Source organism: Reyranella sp. CPCC 100927 (assembly GCF_007859315.1).
In the GTDB taxonomy this organism is placed as follows: domain Bacteria; phylum Pseudomonadota; class Alphaproteobacteria; order Reyranellales; family Reyranellaceae; genus Vineibacter.
In genome coordinates this window covers 61,962-77,759 of record NZ_VOHA01000001.1, presented here as the reverse complement: position 1 = coordinate 77,759, position 15,798 = coordinate 61,962, and the positions used below count along the sequence as shown (strand labels likewise).

General features: G+C 66.9%; 15 protein-coding genes. 5 read left to right on the top strand and 10 right to left on the bottom strand.

Annotated elements, in window-relative coordinates; translation table 11 throughout:
- The first annotated feature begins 10 nt into the window (after window positions 1–10).
- A complete protein-coding gene (locus FQU96_RS00320) occupies window positions 11–2,032 on the top strand; it encodes a S9 family peptidase (RefSeq protein WP_178130217.1) in 2,022 nt (673 codons plus the stop codon).
- A 143-nt stretch (window positions 2,033–2,175) separates the two neighbouring features.
- Window positions 2,176–3,129 carry a transcriptional regulator GcvA gene (gene gcvA / locus FQU96_RS00315; protein WP_146538846.1) on the top strand — a complete coding sequence of 318 codons (954 nt, stop codon included), beginning with the start codon at window positions 2,176–2,178 and terminating at the stop codon, window positions 3,127–3,129.
- Window positions 3,130–3,239: 110 nt separating this feature from the next.
- On the opposite strand, the gene FQU96_RS00310 is transcribed toward gcvA, so the two are convergent.
- The 7 genes from FQU96_RS00310 to FQU96_RS00280 form a co-directional block, all read right to left on the bottom strand.
- Window positions 3,240–4,124, bottom strand: coding sequence for an ABC transporter permease (locus tag FQU96_RS00310; protein ID WP_146538845.1), 885 nt, complete (start codon window positions 4,122–4,124; stop codon window positions 3,240–3,242).
- A complete protein-coding gene (locus FQU96_RS00305; protein WP_146538844.1) occupies window positions 4,111–4,914 on the bottom strand; it encodes an ABC transporter ATP-binding protein in 804 nt (267 codons plus the stop codon). The genes FQU96_RS00310 and FQU96_RS00305 overlap by 14 nt, the downstream gene beginning before the upstream one ends.
- 4 nt (window positions 4,915–4,918) lie before the next feature.
- The gene (locus tag FQU96_RS00300; RefSeq protein ID WP_146538843.1) at window positions 4,919–5,944 is read right to left on the bottom strand and encodes an ABC transporter substrate-binding protein; all 1,026 of its coding nucleotides are present in this window, start codon (window positions 5,942–5,944) and stop codon (window positions 4,919–4,921) included.
- A 90-nt stretch (window positions 5,945–6,034) separates the two neighbouring features.
- Complete coding sequence (locus tag FQU96_RS00295; RefSeq protein ID WP_146538842.1) at window positions 6,035–6,292, bottom strand: hypothetical protein; 258 nt, start codon at window positions 6,290–6,292, stop codon at window positions 6,035–6,037.
- Window positions 6,289–7,080: an ABC transporter ATP-binding protein gene (locus FQU96_RS00290; protein WP_146538841.1), complete on the bottom strand. Its 792-nt coding sequence runs from the start codon at window positions 7,078–7,080 to the stop codon at window positions 6,289–6,291. The genes FQU96_RS00295 and FQU96_RS00290 overlap by 4 nt, the downstream gene beginning before the upstream one ends.
- Window positions 7,074–8,093 carry an ABC transporter permease gene (locus FQU96_RS00285; protein ID WP_146538840.1) on the bottom strand — a complete coding sequence of 340 codons (1,020 nt, stop codon included), beginning with the start codon at window positions 8,091–8,093 and terminating at the stop codon, window positions 7,074–7,076. Before FQU96_RS00285 ends, FQU96_RS00290 begins: the two co-directional genes overlap by 7 nt.
- Window positions 8,094–8,104: 11 nt before the next feature.
- Window positions 8,105–9,124, bottom strand: coding sequence for an ABC transporter substrate-binding protein (locus tag FQU96_RS00280; protein WP_146538839.1), 1,020 nt, complete (start codon window positions 9,122–9,124; stop codon window positions 8,105–8,107).
- Window positions 9,125–9,282: 158 nt separating this feature from the next.
- Here FQU96_RS00280 and FQU96_RS00275 point away from each other — a divergent pair, with 158 nt between their 5' ends.
- A complete protein-coding gene (locus FQU96_RS00275) occupies window positions 9,283–10,314 on the top strand; it encodes an MBL fold metallo-hydrolase (RefSeq protein WP_146538838.1) in 1,032 nt (343 codons plus the stop codon).
- A gap of 15 nt (window positions 10,315–10,329) precedes the next feature.
- Here FQU96_RS00275 and FQU96_RS00270 read toward each other — a convergent pair whose 3' ends face one another.
- From FQU96_RS00270 to FQU96_RS00260, 3 genes are all read right to left on the bottom strand, one after another.
- A complete protein-coding gene (locus tag FQU96_RS00270) occupies window positions 10,330–11,409 on the bottom strand; it encodes an AbrB family transcriptional regulator (RefSeq protein ID WP_146538837.1) in 1,080 nt (359 codons plus the stop codon).
- Window positions 11,410–11,563: 154 nt separating this feature from the next.
- The gene (locus FQU96_RS00265) at window positions 11,564–12,586 is read right to left on the bottom strand and encodes a methionine synthase (protein WP_146538836.1); all 1,023 of its coding nucleotides are present in this window, start codon (window positions 12,584–12,586) and stop codon (window positions 11,564–11,566) included.
- A 194-nt stretch (window positions 12,587–12,780) separates the two neighbouring features.
- Complete coding sequence (locus FQU96_RS00260) at window positions 12,781–13,623, bottom strand: AraC family transcriptional regulator (RefSeq protein WP_146538835.1); 843 nt, start codon at window positions 13,621–13,623, stop codon at window positions 12,781–12,783.
- Window positions 13,624–13,715: 92 nt separating this feature from the next.
- Here FQU96_RS00260 and FQU96_RS00255 point away from each other — a divergent pair, with 92 nt between their 5' ends.
- Entirely contained in the window at window positions 13,716–14,126 is a 411-nt protein-coding gene (locus FQU96_RS00255) for a DUF2000 family protein (protein WP_146538834.1), read from the top strand.
- Between the two features lie 217 nt (window positions 14,127–14,343).
- Window positions 14,344–15,795: a Do family serine endopeptidase gene (locus tag FQU96_RS00250; RefSeq protein ID WP_146538833.1), complete on the top strand. Its 1,452-nt coding sequence runs from the start codon at window positions 14,344–14,346 to the stop codon at window positions 15,793–15,795.
- Window positions 15,796–15,798: the final 3 nt, after the last annotated feature.

Here is a 15,798-nt window from a genome sequence, read left to right as displayed (position 1 = left end):
GAGGTCGCCCATGAATACCCTGCCGTTCCCGCGACGCCGCTTCATGCGGGGGATTGCCGCCGCCGGCGGCGCGGTGCTGGCCAGCCACGTGCGCTCGCCCGCGCACGCGGCGCCCACCATGCCGCTGGTCGACCGCCAGGTCTTTTTCGACAACCCCGACTACGGCAGCGTCATCATCAGCCCCGATGGCCGACGGCTGGCGTGGCTGGCGCCGATCGGCAGCGTACGCAATCTATGGACGGCGCCGATCAACGATCTTGCCGCGGCGCGGCCACTGACCCGCGTCACCGACCGCAGCCTGGGTTACATCCGATGGGCGCACACCAATCGTCACGTCGTGTTCTTCCAGGAGCGCGACGGTGATGAGAACTGGCGGGCGTCCAGCGTCGACATCGAGTCGGGCGCGATCGTGCCCCTGACACCCGAGCACGGCGTGCGGTCCTTCATCCAGGAGACGGATCGGCGTTTTCCCGAAGAGATGCTGTTGCGTCACAACCAGCGCGACCGCAGCCGCTTCGATCTCTTTCGCACCAATGTCGTGACCGGCCGCAGCGAGCTGGTCTACGAGAATCGCGACTATGTCGGCCTGGTCACCGACAGCCGGTTCCAGCTGCGGCTGGCGTTTCGCTTCGATACGGACGGCAGCGTCGCCTACGTCGAACACCAGGGCGACGAGCGCTGGACTCCGTTCATGACGGTGCCGATCTCGGACATCGACTCGACAGGCCCGCTCGATTTCAGCGACGACGGCGCCACGCTCTACATGCTGGACTCGCGCGGTCGCGACAAGGCGGCACTAGTCGCGCTCGACATGGCGACACGACAGACTCGCGTTCTGGCCGAAGATGACGAGGCCGACATCACGGAGGCGTCGTTCGATCCCGCGACGCGCCGGCCGCTGGCGGCGCTCGCCGTGCGCGCCCGCGCCAACTGGCAGGCACTCGAGCCCGCGGCGCGCGAGGAGTTCACGCGGTTCGCTGCCTATGGTCCGGGTGACGTCACGATCACCAGTCGCAGTGCCGACAACGGCAAGGTGGTCGCCTACTACGAGCGCGACAACGCCAGCGGCGAATTCGTCCTGTTCGACCGTGCCGCGCGACAGGTCCGCTCACTGTTCATCCAGCGCCCCCGGCTGACGAACGTCGCGCTGCAACCGATGACACCGGTTGCGTTCACGGCGCGCGACGGCCTGCGCATCAACGGCTATCTCACCCGGCCCGCCGCGCCGGCTGCGTCTGCCGATGGCAAGCTGCCGCTGGTCCTGGTGATCCATGGCGGGCCCTATGCGCGCGACCGCTGGGGCTATTACCCGACGCACCAGTGGCTGGCCGACCGCGGCTATGCCGTGCTGAGCGTGAACTACCGGGGCTCCACCGGCTACGGCAAAGCCTTCGTCACCGCCGCCGATCGCGAATGGGGCGGCAAGATGCACGATGACCTGATCGACGCCGTGACCTGGGCCGTGAGCAGCGGTTGGGCCGATCCCAAGCGCATCGGCTTCTATGGCGCCAGCTACGGCGGCTACGCGGCGCTGACGGCGGCCACGAAAACACCTGACGTGTTCGCCTGCATCGTCGACATCTTCGGCATCTCGAACCTGGTGACCTTCATGGCGACCATCCCGCCCTACTGGGGGCCGTGGTTCAGCGTGTGGAAGAACCGGTTGGGCGATCCCGACACGGAAGAGGGCCGTGCCTTCCTACGCGAACGCTCGCCGCTGACGCACATCGCGCGGGCCAAACGACCGATCCTGGTCGCGCAGGGAATGAAGGATGTACGTGTCGTGGCGGCCGAGTCCGAACAGATGGTGCGTGCACTCCAGCAGCGCCGGGTGCCGGTCACCTACCTCACATTCCCCGACGAAGGACATGGCTTTTCACGACCGGAGAACCGGTTTGCGTTTTACGCCGTGACCGAGGCGTTCCTGGCCCGCCATCTGGGCGGCCGTTTCCAGGTCGTGACCGAAGATTTCGCCGGCTCCAGCCTCAAGATCGAAACTGGCGGTGAACTGATTCCGGGTTTGCCGCCGTAATCGCGAAGATATGCTCACTCTCGCATAAGAAGAACTGTCGCATTCATTAAGCTCTCACTTGCACATCGCGCGGCCGTCGACGATATGCATTCAGTCGGCGTCCTTTGCCGGCGACACGACGTCATCCTTTCCGAATATAGGCGATGCGCATTTCTCTCAGCCGGCTGCCGCCGCTCAACTCGCTACGGGCGTTCGTGGTGGCAGCGAAGCACATGAGCTTCTCCAAGGCGGCTGGCGAACTCCACGTCACGCCGGCCGCGATCAGCCAGCAGATCAAGCAGCTGGAGGATCAGCTTGGCTGCGAGCTGTTCCGGCGCTCCAATCGCAACCTGGTCCTGACGGATGAAGGCCAGGCCTGTCTGCCGGGGCTGGCGGATGCGTTCGAGCGCATCGTGCAGGCGCTGGAGCAGATCGATGCCGCCGGTCAGGCCGGGCCGTTGACGGTGTCGGTGGCGCCTTCGTTTGCCGCCAAGTGGCTGGTGCCGCGCCTCGATAATTTTCGCACGGTTCATCCGGAGATCGACGTGCGCATCAGCGCCTCGATGCATCTGGTTGATTTCGACGTCGAGGACGTCGACTGCGCCATCCGTTACGGCGCCGGCGATTATGGCGATCTCTTCTCCGAGAAGATCATCGAGGAGACCGTCTTTCCCGTGTGCAGTCCGACGCTGGCGCGCACCGGCGGCGCTCTCAAGAAGCCGCGGGATCTCGCCCGCTTCACCCTGCTGCACGACGACAGCCCCGACCAGGACCCGAGCTGCCCCGACTGGCGCATGTGGCTGAAGGCCGCCGGCGTCACGGATGTCGACGCCACGCGGGGTATGCGCTTGAACCAGTCGAGCCTGGTGCTTGAAGCCGCGACCGCCGGTCACGGTGTGGCGTTGGCCAAAGGCACGCTGGCAGCCGAGGATCTGCGCACCGGTCGGCTGGTGCGCCCGTTCAACGTCACCCAGACGCTCGACTTCGCCTACTATCTCGTCTGCCCGCGGCGCAAGACGTCACTGGCCAAGGTCGTCGCCCTCCTGCGCTGGCTACGGGCCCAGACCGGCAACGACGAAACCCTGATCGACGCCTCGCTGACATCGTCGTCGCTGTAGCAGCGATCGTCATCCCGAACGCAGCGAGGGATCTCCTGAAAATGGAGTCCCTGTTCGCGCGAGATCCCTCGCTGCGCTCGGGATGACGGTTTGCCCGGACATGATTTCCTTTAGCGCTGCATGCCCCAGCGGCGCACCGTCACGCGTTCGATCGCACGGAAGATGACACCTTCGACCAGCAGACCCAGCGCGATGACGGTGAGCAGGCCAGCGAAAACGTTCGGGATCTCGAGCTGATTGCGGTTTTCGAAGATATACCAGCCCAGGCCGCCACCGCCTGAACTGACGCCGAACACCAGCTCGGCCGCGATCAAGGTGCGCCAGGCAAAGGCCCAGCTGATCTTCAGCCCCGACAGGATGGCGGGAAACGCCGCCGGAAAGAGAATCTTCACGGCGAACCGTGCGCCGCGCAGCCCGAAGCTCTGGCCCGTCAATCGCAGGGTTTCCCCAACGCCCCGGAAGCCGGCGTGCGTGTTGAGTGCCAACGGCCACAGCACCGCGTGAATGAGCACGAACAGGATGCTGCCCTGGCCAAGACCGAACCACAGCAACGCCAGCGGCAGCAAGGCGATCGCCGGCAATGGATTGAACATCGCCGTCAGCAGGTTCAGCAGGTCGCTGCCCAGCCGCGTCGAGATCGCCAGCAGCGTCAGGATGCCCGCAACGACGATGCCGGCCGCATAGCCCAGCACGAGGACGCGGACCGACGTCCACGCACGCGACAACAGCGGACCCGTCACGAGACCGTTCCATACGGCATCCAGCGTTTCAGAGAACGACGGCAGCACGAGATTGTTGTTCAGCGACGTGGCGTAGACCTGCCAGAGCGCCGCCAGCAGGACGAGAAGTGTCGCCTGCCGCACGGCGTCGATGCGATAGACGCGTTCCCACAAGGTCAGCGGCGCATCGATGCGCAGGCCGGCTGGTATGTCACCGATCTCGCGCACGAACTCGGGCCGATCGGCAGGCTGTGACCGCACGCTAGCGGCCGCCATGAACGGTCCTCACCGCGCGCCCCGTCGCATCATCGCCAAACAGCAGGTGATGGATGCGTCGGTCGAGCGCCGCGCGCGCCTCGATGCCGGCCGGCACATTCAGTTCGGCGCGCACGCGGCCGGGATGCGGCGAGAGCACCAGGATGCGACTGCCGACGATGGTCGCCTCCTCGATCGAGTGCGTGACGAAGACGAGCGTGAATCCCACATCGTCCCACAATGCCAGCAGCTCTTCCTGCATGCGCCGGCGCGTCAGCGCATCAAGGGCCGCGAACGGTTCGTCCATCAGCAGGATCTTGGGCTCGAGCGCCATGGCGCGTGCCAGTGCCACGCGCTGCTTCATGCCACCCGACAACATGTGCGGATAGAGATCGGCGAACGTCGCCAAGCCAACACGCTCGAGGTTGAGTTGCGCGCGCTCATGGGCATCGCGCCGCGACACGCCGGTTTCCACCAGTGCGAAGACGACGTTGTCGCGCACGGTCTTCCACGGCAGGAGCTGATCGAACTCCTGAAACACCATGATGCGGTCCGGACCGGCCGACCGCACCGGCCGGGACTCCAGCAGGATGTCGCCCTCGACCGGCCGGATGAAGCCTGCGATCGACTTCAGCAAGGTCGACTTGCCGCAACCCGACGGCCCCAGCATGACGAAGCGATCGCCGGGATGAACGTCGAAACTGGCGCGGTAGACCGCGGTGACGAGATGCTCGGCCGTCTTGTACTGCACCGTGACGCCGCGCACCGCGAGCAGCGGCTGCGGCAATACCGCGACGGATGCGCTGCTCATGGCGTCAGCTGCCAGGCTGGTCGTGGATCTCGGGGAAGAAATAGTCCTGCCATGTCCCGGGACGGGTCTTGAGCACACCGGTGCGGAACATGAAGTCGCCGAACTTGGCGGTGTTCACCGGTACGGCGCTGTAGCGCATGGCAGGTTTCTCCAGCACGCCACGGATATAGTCGGCCGTCAGGCTGGATTTCTCCTCTTCGACGAAAAGGCGCGCGGCCAGCGCCTTGTCGCGCGCGATCAGCGCCTGCGCATCGCGCAGCCCCTCGATCACGGCGCGATAAACCTTGGGATTGGCCTCGCGCACCTTGGCCGTGGTGATCACCGACGTCACCGTGCCGAGACCGCCCAGGATATCCTCGGACGACAGCAGACGATGAATGCCCGCCTGGTCGAGCTGCTGGTAGCTGAACGGTGAATTGCCGAAATGCCCGGTGACCTCCGTCTTGCCGCTCAGAAGCGCCACATGCGCCTCGGGGTGCGGCAGTGTTACGGTGAACCTGTCGAGGCGTTCGTGCTGACCGGGGCCGAAGGCCTGTTCAGCCGCCATGCGCAGCAGCACGGCCTGGTGCGACACCTTCACCGCCGGCAGTGCGATGCGATCGCTGTCCTTGATGTCGGCCAGGGTCTTCAGGTCCGGGCGATTGACGTTCAGGAACAGCGCCGATGCGTCCAGCGCCACCACGGCCCGTACGCCAAGGTTGGTGCGTGTCTTGTCCCACAGCGTGAACAGGGGACCCAGGCCCGCCGCGCCGAACTCGATGCTGCCCGACAGCAAGGCATCGTTCACGGCCGCACCGCTGCCGAGGCGGACCCAGTTCACCTTCAGATCGCTGATGCCGGCTTCAGCCGCACGCTTCTCGATGAATTTCTGATTGCGCGCGACGATCAGAGGCAGATAGGCCAGACCGAATTGCTGGGCGATCCGCACCTCGGTGATTTCTGCCCGTACCGGTGGCGCGGCGGCGCCGAACACGACCGCCAACCCGCTGACGACAGCGGCCAGACGCGTCAGCGCCTTCAGTTTGAACATGCCAGCCCCCGGGACAATTTGCGTTCACGGTAGTCATAGCCATCCCGCCCGCCGCGGCCAAAACAGACATTCTTAAGTATGGGTTAAGAATTACTGTGGGCTGATCGCATTGACCGCCGCGGCCAGGGTCGCCGGCGTCCGGCACTGGGCCGCGCTGGCATCCTGCAGCAATGCCGCGACAGTGCCATCGTCACCGGTGCCGTCATCGATGGCGCCCACCGCCAGCAGGCCCAGGAGCATGAGGGATGTGCTGCCCAGCGCAGCCAGCCAGAAGCGCAGGGGCAACCAATCGATATGGATCAGGTCCATCGCCAGCCTCCGCAGCGGCGTCAACAGCATCGCACTCACGGCGCGCACCCCAGCAACTCGAGGAGACGACGCCGCAGATCGACCAGGTACGGATCGTCGCGATGGCGTGGATAGGCGCTGTCGACGACGATCTCCGCCTTGATGCGCGCCGGCCGGTCGCTGAAGACGATCACGCGATTGGCCATGAAGAGGGCCTCTTCGACATCGTGGGTCACCAGCAGCGCGGTGAAACCGGCATCGCGCCACAGGCGCACCAGTTCGGTCTGCATGCTGATGCGGGTCAGCGAATCGAGCTTGCCCAGCGGCTCGTCGAGGATCAGCAGGCTGGGCTCGTTGACCAGGGCGCGCGCCAACGCCGCGCGCTGCGCCATGCCACCGGACAGCTGGTGCGGATAGGCCCGATCGAAACCGGACAGGCCCACCAGTTCGAGCGCATCGTCGATGCGCGCCCGCTGGCTGCGCAACAGCCCGCGCGCCTCCAGGCCCAGCGCCACGTTGCCGTAGACCGTGCGCCACGGATAGAGCGTGGGATCCTGGAACACCACGACCCGCGATGGATCGGGGCCCTCGATCGGGGTGCCGTCGACCAGCAGCGCACCGCTGCGCGGACGATCGAGGCCGGCAACCAGCCGCAGCAAGGTCGACTTGCCGCAGCCGCTGGGCCCCAGCAGCGCCACCAGCTCACCCGGTTCGGCCTGCAGGGTGACACCGTCGAGCACCGGCAGCGTCTTGCCCTCGAGCTCGAAGTGATGGCTGACGTCGCGCACTTCCAGCCGCGTGCCAGCACGGCCGCGTGGCGCGGCGAGACGAACGTCGGCGGCTACCATCGGACCAATCCCCGTTGCCAGGCCAGCAGATGATCGCGCACGCGAAACAGCAGGGTGATCAGGCCGGAGCACATCAGCGCCATCACCAGCAGGGCGGCGTACATGTTGCCGTAGGACGCCCAGCCCTGCGCCCACTGCAGATACCAGCCCAGGCCGGCCTTCACGCCCAACATCTCGGCGACGACCAGCACCGCGAATGAGGCACCCAGTCCCATGAACAGGCCGACGAAGACGTGCGGCAACGCTGCCGGGATCGCCACCTTCAGCACCAGGAAGCGGCCGTTGGCACCGAGTGTGCGTGCGACATCGTAGTAGGCGCCGCTGACGCCGGCGACGCCGGACCAGGTCAGGATGGTGACCGGAAAGGCGGTGGCCAGCGCGATCAGGAAGATGCTGGCGCTCCAGCTCGACGGGAAGGCGAAGAAGGCCAGCGGCAACCACGCGGTGGCGGGCAGCGGGCCGATCAGGCGCAGCACCGGATGCACCCAGTAGCCGACGGCGCGCGACCAGCCCAGCGAGACGCCCAGCAGGAAGCCGGTGGCGGCGCCCAGCAGGTAACCGATGGCCAGCAGGCGCAACGAGTGCAGAACGCTGGTGCCCAGACGCAGCCAGTCGTCGGTGTAGACCTCGATCAGCGCCTGCGGCGGCGGAAAGAAGGGTTGCGGCAGGACGGGGAACTTGGCGGTCACGGCTTCCCATGCCGCGATCGCCAGGGGAATCACGATCAGCCATGGCGTCGCCGCCCGCAGTCGCATTGCGAGCGGATCGACCCAGCGCGCCGCGATTGCAGCGACGGCCAATGCCGCCGCGATGACCATCAGGGCGATCGCGAATTCATCCGTGCGCGACCAGTCGCCGACATCGGGCCGGCTTGTCGTCACGAGGCTGGCGATCAGCCAGGCCGCCGCCGCGGCCAATCCGCCGAACCAGACGCTGCCGGCGGCGCGGTCCTGGCGGTCGACACTGGCTGTATGTGCTGATGCGGCCAGTGTCGTGATATCGGTGTCCGTCATGATCGAACCGCTCAGCTCAGCACGTCGGCGTAGACGCGCTCGGCGAACTTGTCGCTGTTGGTGCCGGGCTTGATCACCTGCACCAGCTTCAGCTCATCGGCGTAGCGCGCGATCTCGCCCTTGAAGTCGGTGCCGACGGGATGATGGTGGTGCGTGTGGCTGCGCAGCATCGCAGCCAGGTCAGCGACGCTGGCGGTCGAATACTGCGAGAAGACACCGGCGGCTTCGTCGGGATGATGGGCCACCCACCCGCCGGCTTCGAGCAGCGCGCGCGTGAGCGCCGTCGCGGTCGCGCGATCCTGCTTCACCAGGCTACCGCGCACGCCCAGCACGCAGCAGGAGCGGTGCTGGTATTCACCGATCAGGTTGGTCGCCACCTCGGCAAGGTCGAACTTGCGCTGCGTCAGCCAGGCGATCGGATCGCCGGCCGCCAGGGCCTGCGCCTCGCCTTTCTGGACGGCCAGGCCCAGCAGATCGGCAGGGTACTGGCGCCACTCGACGTCCTTGATCGGATCGATCCCGTTCTGCTGCAGCAGGATGGAGAAGAAGTTCTTGTCCGGCGCCGCCATGTCGCTGACCGCCACCGTCTTGCCGCGCAGGCTCTTCAGGTCGGTGATGCCGGCGGCCTTCGATCCCAGAAGCCGCATGCAGCCGCCATGGATGCCGGCCGTCAGCTTCACGTCGAAGCCCTGCTCCAGCGGCTTCAGCCACCGCAACGCCATGCCCACGCCGGCATCGGCCTTGCCGGTGGCGATCGCCTCCAGCAGCTGATCGGTCGAGCCGCCGAAGTTGATCAGCTCGACCTTCAGGCCGTGCTTCTCGAAGTGCCCGCGCTGGGCCGCCACCGGCACCGCCACCGTGCAGATGGAGTTGGCGTTCCAGGTCAGTTTGATGGGCGTCGCCGCGCGGGCGCCGCCGATGCCGTGCAGGACCAGCGGCGCGCCGATACCGGCCACCCCGGCAATGACCGCCCCCTGCAATACGGCGCGGCGCGACAGACGCGCGCCATTCTCCCCTCGAACCTTGGCCATGACGGACACTCCTTGCGCATCGGCAAAGCGGGGGCCGTGCCCTCCGCAGCGTGGAGCGGGAGAGTAGGAAGCGCGTGCGGCCGGCAACAAACGATGAATTCTTGAAGAGCGCTTTAGCCAGGCTTGATGCGGATCATCGCAACATCCATGTTCTGGGCATGGCTTCTGCTGGCCTGCCGCAACCCCCGCCGATCGCAACCGGCGACCGACCCGATCATCATACGCGGCGCGGCTTTCGCAATCCGCCGGGCAGTCCGCGCGACCACGGCACCTTGGGCCATCTCTGGGTCATCCTGCGCTATCTGTGGCTGACGCGGCATGTGCCACGGCGGCCGGCGATACCGAGCGGATTCGTGTTGCCGCGCGAGGCCGTGCTCGCCGGGCTGCGCCAGCACCGCGGCAGCAACAGCATCACCTGGCTGGGGCACGCCTGCTTCCTGATCCGGCTGGGCGGCCGCACCATCCTCACCGATCCGTTCCTGGGCGATTACGCTGCGCCGATCGAGGGGTTTGGACCGCGCCGCTTCACGCCACCGGCGCTGCGCGTGCGCGACCTGCCGGCGCTCGATGTGGTGCTGATCTCGCACAACCACTATGACCACTTCGACATCGCCACCCTGTCGGACCGGCGTTTCCCGCGCGGCGCGCGCGTGATTGCGCCGCTGGGCCTGGGCCCGCGCTTGCTGGAACTGGGTTACGACGTCACCGAGGTCGACTGGCACCACGAGCTGACCCTGGGCAGTGACCGCAACGCCCGGCTGCGGGTCGTGGCGACACCGGCCGTGCATTTCTCCGGGCGCGGCCTGTTCGATCGCAACCGTACGCTCTGGTGCGGTTTCGCGCTGGAGGGCGACGGCCAACGCCTGTATTTCGGCGGCGACAGTGCTTTCGGGCCGGTGTTCGCCGACATCGGCGCGCGGCATGGCCCGTTCGATGCAGCCATTCTCGGCGTCGGCGCCTACGAACCACGCGCGATCTTCCGGCGCAGCCATGCCTCGCCCGAGGAAGCCGCCGAGATGGGTCGCCTGCTGGGCGCGCGCAAGATCGTGGGCATGCACTACGGCAGCATCGTGCTGTCGGGCGAACCGGCGTTCGAGCCGCCGCAGCGCCTGCGCGCGGCGGCCGGCGCCGCCGGCTATGCCGACGAGGACATCTGGACCTTGCGCATCGGCGAGACCCGCGCGTTGTAGCGGCGTGCCCCCAGGTTACATCGTGCGGCGAGCGATGAAACGCGCCAGGGCCGGGCCGATCAGAATCACGATCATGAAGCGCAGGGTCTGCAGCGCCATGACGAAGGGCAGATCGACCTGGCGGCTGGACGCGGCAATGATCGCCACCGAATCCATGCCGCCCGGACTGGTGGCAAGATAGGCGGTCAGCGGGTCGATCCCCAGCATCCGGGTCAGCAGGAAGGCCAGCGCGGCGCAGAAGCCGATCAACACGGTGATGCTGAGCATGATCTGCGGCAGGGCGCGCCAGGCGTGCCCGAGGATCGCGCGCGTGAAGCCCAGGCCGATGTTCCAGCCGAGCAGCGCATAGGTGATCGCCAGCAGCCATTCCGGCAGCTCGATGCGCACCAGGCCCGTGGCATGCAGGACGGCGCCGATCACCATGGGCACCATGAAGTTGCCGGCCGGCAGGCGCGAGATGCGTCCGAGGACGGCACCGACACCGGCGAGCGCCAGGGTTTCCCCGAAAGCCAGCGCGTCAATGGCAGGGAACCAGACGATGGGGTGCGCTGGGGCGGCCGAACCCTCGATCCAGAACCGGCCGAAGATCGAAGCCGCGATGGCGACGCAGACGACGCGCAGGTACTGCATGAAGGCGACCAGCCGCACGTCGGCGCCGAAGGACTCCGACACCACCATCATCGCCGTCGCGGCGCCGGGAGAGGTTCCCCAGATCGCCGTCGTACCCGGCAGGACCTGCCATCGCGTCATCAACCAGCCCAGCGTGGTGCTGGCCAGGATCACCGCCAGCACAACCGCGAGAAAGAGCGGCCAGTCCTTCAGGAACGACACCAGGATGTCGGCCGTCATGGCGCGCGCCATGAGGCAGCCGACGATCGCCTGCGCGCCGAAATAGGGCAGCCGCGGCACACGGATCGTGGCGCTGTTGGCGCCAAAGACGACGCCGGCGATCATCGGTCCCATCAGCAGCGCCGCCGGCAATCCGGCGAATTCCAGGACAGCCGCCAGGGCGGCCGAGCAGAGCAGCAGGCCACTCCATTGCGCCACCGCCGGCAGTCGGGCCAGCCATCCCGGTTCGTCCGAACGTGCGCGCATCAGCGCTCTAAGGCTCCTTCCACCGGACCGGGACCTGCTCCCCGTGGCGCCATGAAAGCCATGACGTACCTTGCGTCGTCTTTACGCCTTTGTCGTCAAATCCCCTCACCGTTTTCGTGTGACGTCCTATGCGACAAACGTGCCTTGCCGCAGTCTACCGTCCCAGTTCCTTGCGCACGATCGCGGCGCCCTGGGCAAGGGCACGGAGCTTGGCGTAAGCAATATCGCGGGCCATGGGGGCCATGCCGCAATTGGTGCAGGGCTGAATCCGCTCGGCATCGACGTGCTTCATCGCGGCCCGGATTGTCGATGCGACCTCCTCCGGCGTCTCGACGGAGTCGGTGGCCACGTCGATGGCACCGACCAGGACGGTCTTGGTCTTGAGCAGCGCGATCAACTCCAGCGGCACCCTGGAATGAGCGCACTCCAGCGACACCTGGTCGATGCGGCTGCGATCCAGATATGGAAACGTGCGCTCGTACTGGCGCCATTGATCACCCAGCGTCGCCTTCCATTGGATGTTGGCGTCGATGCCGTAGCCGTAACAGATATGGACGGCCGTGCGACAGGTGAGCCCTTCGGCGGCGCGGTGCAGCGCCTCGATGCCCCATTCCGGCACCTCGTCCATGTAGACGTTGAATGCCGGTTCGTCGAACTGCACGACATCGACGCCGATGTCTTGCAGCTCACGCGCCTCCTCGTTGAGCAGGGACGCGAAGGCAAAGGCCATCTCGACCTTGTCGCGATAGTGTTCATTGGCCAGCGTGTCGACGATGGTCATCGGGCCGGGCAGGGTGAATTTGAGCCGGCGCGTCGCCGCCGCGCGCGCGGCGCGGGCCTCGTCAGCATGCACGGAACGGCGGCGTTTCAACGGCCCGGTGACCGTCGGGCAGTCGGCCTCGTAGCGGTTGTTGCGAATGCCGATGCGCCTCTTGCGCGCGAAGTCGACCCCGTCGATGTCGACCAGGAAACCATGCACGAAGTGCTGGCGGGCCTGCTCGCCATCGCTGACGATGTCGAGGCCGCAGCGCTCCTGCTCAGCGATCGCAAGCCTTGTGGCGTCGAGCTTGGCCTCGAGCAGAGCCGTGTCGGCGACGTTCCATGGCGCCCAGAGCACACCGGACTGCGCCAGCCAGGACGGCTTGGGCAGGCTGCCGGCCAACGTCGTTTCAAGCATTGTTGCCTCCCGTCATTTGCGATCAGGCTACCACGGCTGATGCTTCAAAGCGCGGGAACCGGCACTGCGACGGCACGTTCATCCGGTGGGACATGAACGAAAGGACTGCGAAACATGGGCCGCGCAGCGATACTGTGGCTTCTCGGCGTGCCGATCCCCGTCCTGTTGCTGATGTGGGCCTTGGGATGGTTGAGCTAGGACGGACTGCCCGGCACTGACGGGAACCCGGACGCGACACGCGCAAAACGGCCAGGCGACATGCCGAAGCGCCGCTTCAGATTGCGCGTGAGGTGGCTCTGATCGACAAAGCCGGCGGCAATGGCCGCTTCGGCTGCCGGCATGCCGGCAACGAGATCACGCTGCGCCTGCGCCAGCCGGCGTGCCAGCAGATAGGCATACGGCGAAACGCCATAGGCGCGGCGGAAAGCGCGACAGAGCGCGAAGCGACTGATGCCCGCAATCCCGGCAAGTTCATCGAGCGACCAGTGCCGCCGCGGTGCGTCGGCCAGCGCATCGCGCACGCGCGCCAACCTGTCCGGCGCCAACGACATGGCCTTCCCGCTCGCAAGACCGCGCGCCAGCGTCTGCCAGAGGCGCACCAGTGCCTCGTCCTGCCGCAGTCCCGGCTCGCCGCCCAGGGCGTCCCACAGATCCGAGAATGATCGACGCAATATGGCGTCGCGCAGCAGCGGCTCGGGTGCGAACGGCAGGTGCGATCCCAGCTCGGCCTCGCGCAGAAGGTCCAAGCCGTAGCCGGGATCGAGATAGATCATGCGATAGGTGAAGCCGTCCTCGGCGCCGCACTCGCCGTCATGCGGCTCGCCCGGATGCAGGATGATCATGCCGCCGGTGGTGCTGTCGTGTTGCTGGCCGCGATAGCGGAAGCGCTGCACGCCAGTGTCGGTAGTGCCGATCGCCAGCGTGTCGTGGGCGTGGCGATCGAAGGCATGGGCGCGGAAATAGGCGCGCAGCGTCTCCACGCCGCGACGCGGCTGGCGGTAGCGGGCCCAGTCCCGATTGAGTGCGCGCGTGCTCATCGCTCCCTTCCCAGGTGCAAGATCGTACAAGAGAGCGCCTGCCGCCGCAGCTAGAGCTTCCACGCACCCTGCGGGAACCAGCGGAACAGACCATGCAGTTCGACACCAAGATAGCCATCGCCGTGCACCAGGACCTGGCGGTTTGGCAGAAACTTAACGTGGCGGCATTCCTGACCAGCGCCATCACCGGAGCCACGCGGGAGCTCGTGGGCGAGACGTATCGCGATGCGTCCGGCAACCTCTATCTGCCCATGTCGCGGCAGCCGATCCTGGTGTTTGCCGGTACCAGCGAGGCTCTGAAAGCCGCGCATCGCCGGGCGTTGGAACGCAACGAGCGCATCGCGATCTATACGCGCGAGCTGTTCGTCACCGGCCACGACGAGGCCAACCGGGCGGCCGTCGCTGCCGTCGCCGTCGATGATCTCGACCTCGTCGGCATGGCCCTGCGCGCCGAACGCAAGATCGTCGACAAGATCTTGAAAGGATTGACATTGCATCCCTAGCGGACCCGGCTCACGGCATGGTCACAGCGCCTCACAAGGTCGCGACCCGCCGTCGCACGACGCTGGAAAGAGGCGACCCGGACGAACACGTAGAGAGGGCACAGCCACGCATCCTGCCGGCCGACCGGAGCGTTAACTGTCAGCCTGGGGTGGGCTGGCATCCGCTCCCCGTCCGCCAGGCGGCCGTTTCGCGCGATCGCGGCCGACGGAGAATGCCATGCCCAGCCGAGTCACGAGCCGCAGCCTGGTTATCGCCGCCTTCCTGGCGGCACTTGCCGGCACTGTCAGCCTCTTCGACCCGGCGCACAACGTCGGGCCCGTGGCGCGCGCCGCCAGCGGGTTCGATGGGGCGGTGCCTGCAACGGTGCCGGTCGCTGGTCCCGACTTTTCGGGCATTGTCGAGCGCTATGGACCGGCCGTGGTCAACGTTGCGGTCGAGGGTACGGGGCGATCGCCCGTTGACGAGGAGGCTTCCCCTCCGGATCACGGGTTGACGCCCGGCGAGCCACGCGGCTCGCGATCGCCCGCACGTCCTGGCGACCAACCGGTGTTCGGGCTGGGTTCGGGCTTCATCATCAGCCAGGACGGCATGATCCTGACCAGCGCCCATGTCGTTGCGGGCGCCACGGAGATCACCGTGCGGCTATCCGACCAGCGCGAGTTCACCGCCAAGGTCGTTGGCCTTGATCGGCCGACCGACGTCGCCGTCGTGAAGATCGATGCCCAGGATCTGCCGACCGTGGCGATCGGTGACGCCAGCCGCCTCCGGGTCGGGTCCTGGGTGCTGGCGATCGGTTCACCCTTCGGCTTCGACAGCACAGCCACCGCCGGCATCGTGTCGGCGACGGCCCGCGCACTGCCGCAACAGGCGTACGTGCCCTTCATCCAGACCGATGTGCCGGTGAATCCCGGCAATTCCGGCGGACCGCTGTTCAACGCCAACGGCGAAGTGATCGGCATCAACGCCCAGATCTATACCGACACCGGCGGGTTCCAGGGTTTGTCATTCGCCATTCCGATCGATATCGCGATCAAAGTCGCCCACAAACTGGCCGCCGACGGCGCGATCACGCGTGGATGGCTGGGTGCCGGCGTGCAGGAGTTGACGCAGCCACTGGCCGATGCCTTCGGCTTGCCCAAGCCGCGTGGCGCCTTGATCAGCAATGTCGACAAACGCGGACCCGCCGCGGCCGCGGGCCTGCACGTGGGCGACGTGGTCACGGCCGTTGACGGCGTAGCGATCACACGCTCCTTCGATCTGCCGCCCAAGGTTGCCGACATGGCGCCGGGAACGCGCACAACGTTCGACATCTGGCGTCGGGGCACCGCCACACAGCTGAGCATCACGGTCGGGGAATTGAAGGTTGCGCCGACACCGGCGCCGGCTAAGCCGGCCGTCGGCCAGGGCCGGCTGGGCCTGTCCGTGCGCGCTCTCTCGCCGCAGGAAGCACAAGCGATCGACGAAAGCGGCGGCCTGCTGGTCCAGGCGGTTTCCGGACCGGCCGCGCGCGCCGGCATGCTGGCAGGCGACGTCATCTTGGCCTTCAATGGCGAGCCGGTGAGCAGCGTCGCCTCGCTGCGGGCGCTGGCGGAAAAGAGCGGCGGCCACGCCGCGTTGCTGATCCGCCGCGAAGGTGCCACGTTGTATCTGCCGCTGACATTGGGTTGACCG

Bases quoted from the DNA above. Each gene is read 5' to 3' on its own strand.
- FQU96_RS00305 (WP_146538844.1), bottom strand. From the start codon at position 4,914: ATGAGCAGCGCATCCGTCGCGGTATTGCCGCAGCCGCTGCTCGCGGTG.
- FQU96_RS00290 (WP_146538841.1), bottom strand. From the start codon at position 7,080: ATGGTAGCCGCCGACGTTCGTCTCGCCGCGCCACGCGGCCGTGCTGGC.
- FQU96_RS00280 (WP_146538839.1), bottom strand. From the start codon at position 9,124: ATGGCCAAGGTTCGAGGGGAGAATGGCGCGCGTCTGTCGCGCCGCGCC.
- FQU96_RS00285 (WP_146538840.1), bottom strand. From the start codon at position 8,093: ATGACGGACACCGATATCACGACACTGGCCGCATCAGCACATACAGCC.
- FQU96_RS00260 (WP_146538835.1), bottom strand. From the start codon at position 13,623: ATGAGCACGCGCGCACTCAATCGGGACTGGGCCCGCTACCGCCAGCCG.
- FQU96_RS00320 (WP_178130217.1), top strand. From the start codon at position 11: ATGAATACCCTGCCGTTCCCGCGACGCCGCTTCATGCGGGGGATTGCC.
- FQU96_RS00265 (WP_146538836.1), bottom strand. From the start codon at position 12,586: ATGCTTGAAACGACGTTGGCCGGCAGCCTGCCCAAGCCGTCCTGGCTG.
- FQU96_RS00255 (WP_146538834.1), top strand. From the start codon at position 13,716: ATGCAGTTCGACACCAAGATAGCCATCGCCGTGCACCAGGACCTGGCG.
- gcvA (WP_146538846.1), top strand. From the start codon at position 2,176: ATGCGCATTTCTCTCAGCCGGCTGCCGCCGCTCAACTCGCTACGGGCG.
- FQU96_RS00300 (WP_146538843.1), bottom strand. From the start codon at position 5,944: ATGTTCAAACTGAAGGCGCTGACGCGTCTGGCCGCTGTCGTCAGCGGG.
- FQU96_RS00275 (WP_146538838.1), top strand. From the start codon at position 9,283: ATGGCTTCTGCTGGCCTGCCGCAACCCCCGCCGATCGCAACCGGCGAC.
- FQU96_RS00270 (WP_146538837.1), bottom strand. From the start codon at position 11,409: ATGCGCGCACGTTCGGACGAACCGGGATGGCTGGCCCGACTGCCGGCG.
- FQU96_RS00250 (WP_146538833.1), top strand. From the start codon at position 14,344: ATGCCCAGCCGAGTCACGAGCCGCAGCCTGGTTATCGCCGCCTTCCTG.
- FQU96_RS00310 (WP_146538845.1), bottom strand. From the start codon at position 4,124: ATGGCGGCCGCTAGCGTGCGGTCACAGCCTGCCGATCGGCCCGAGTTC.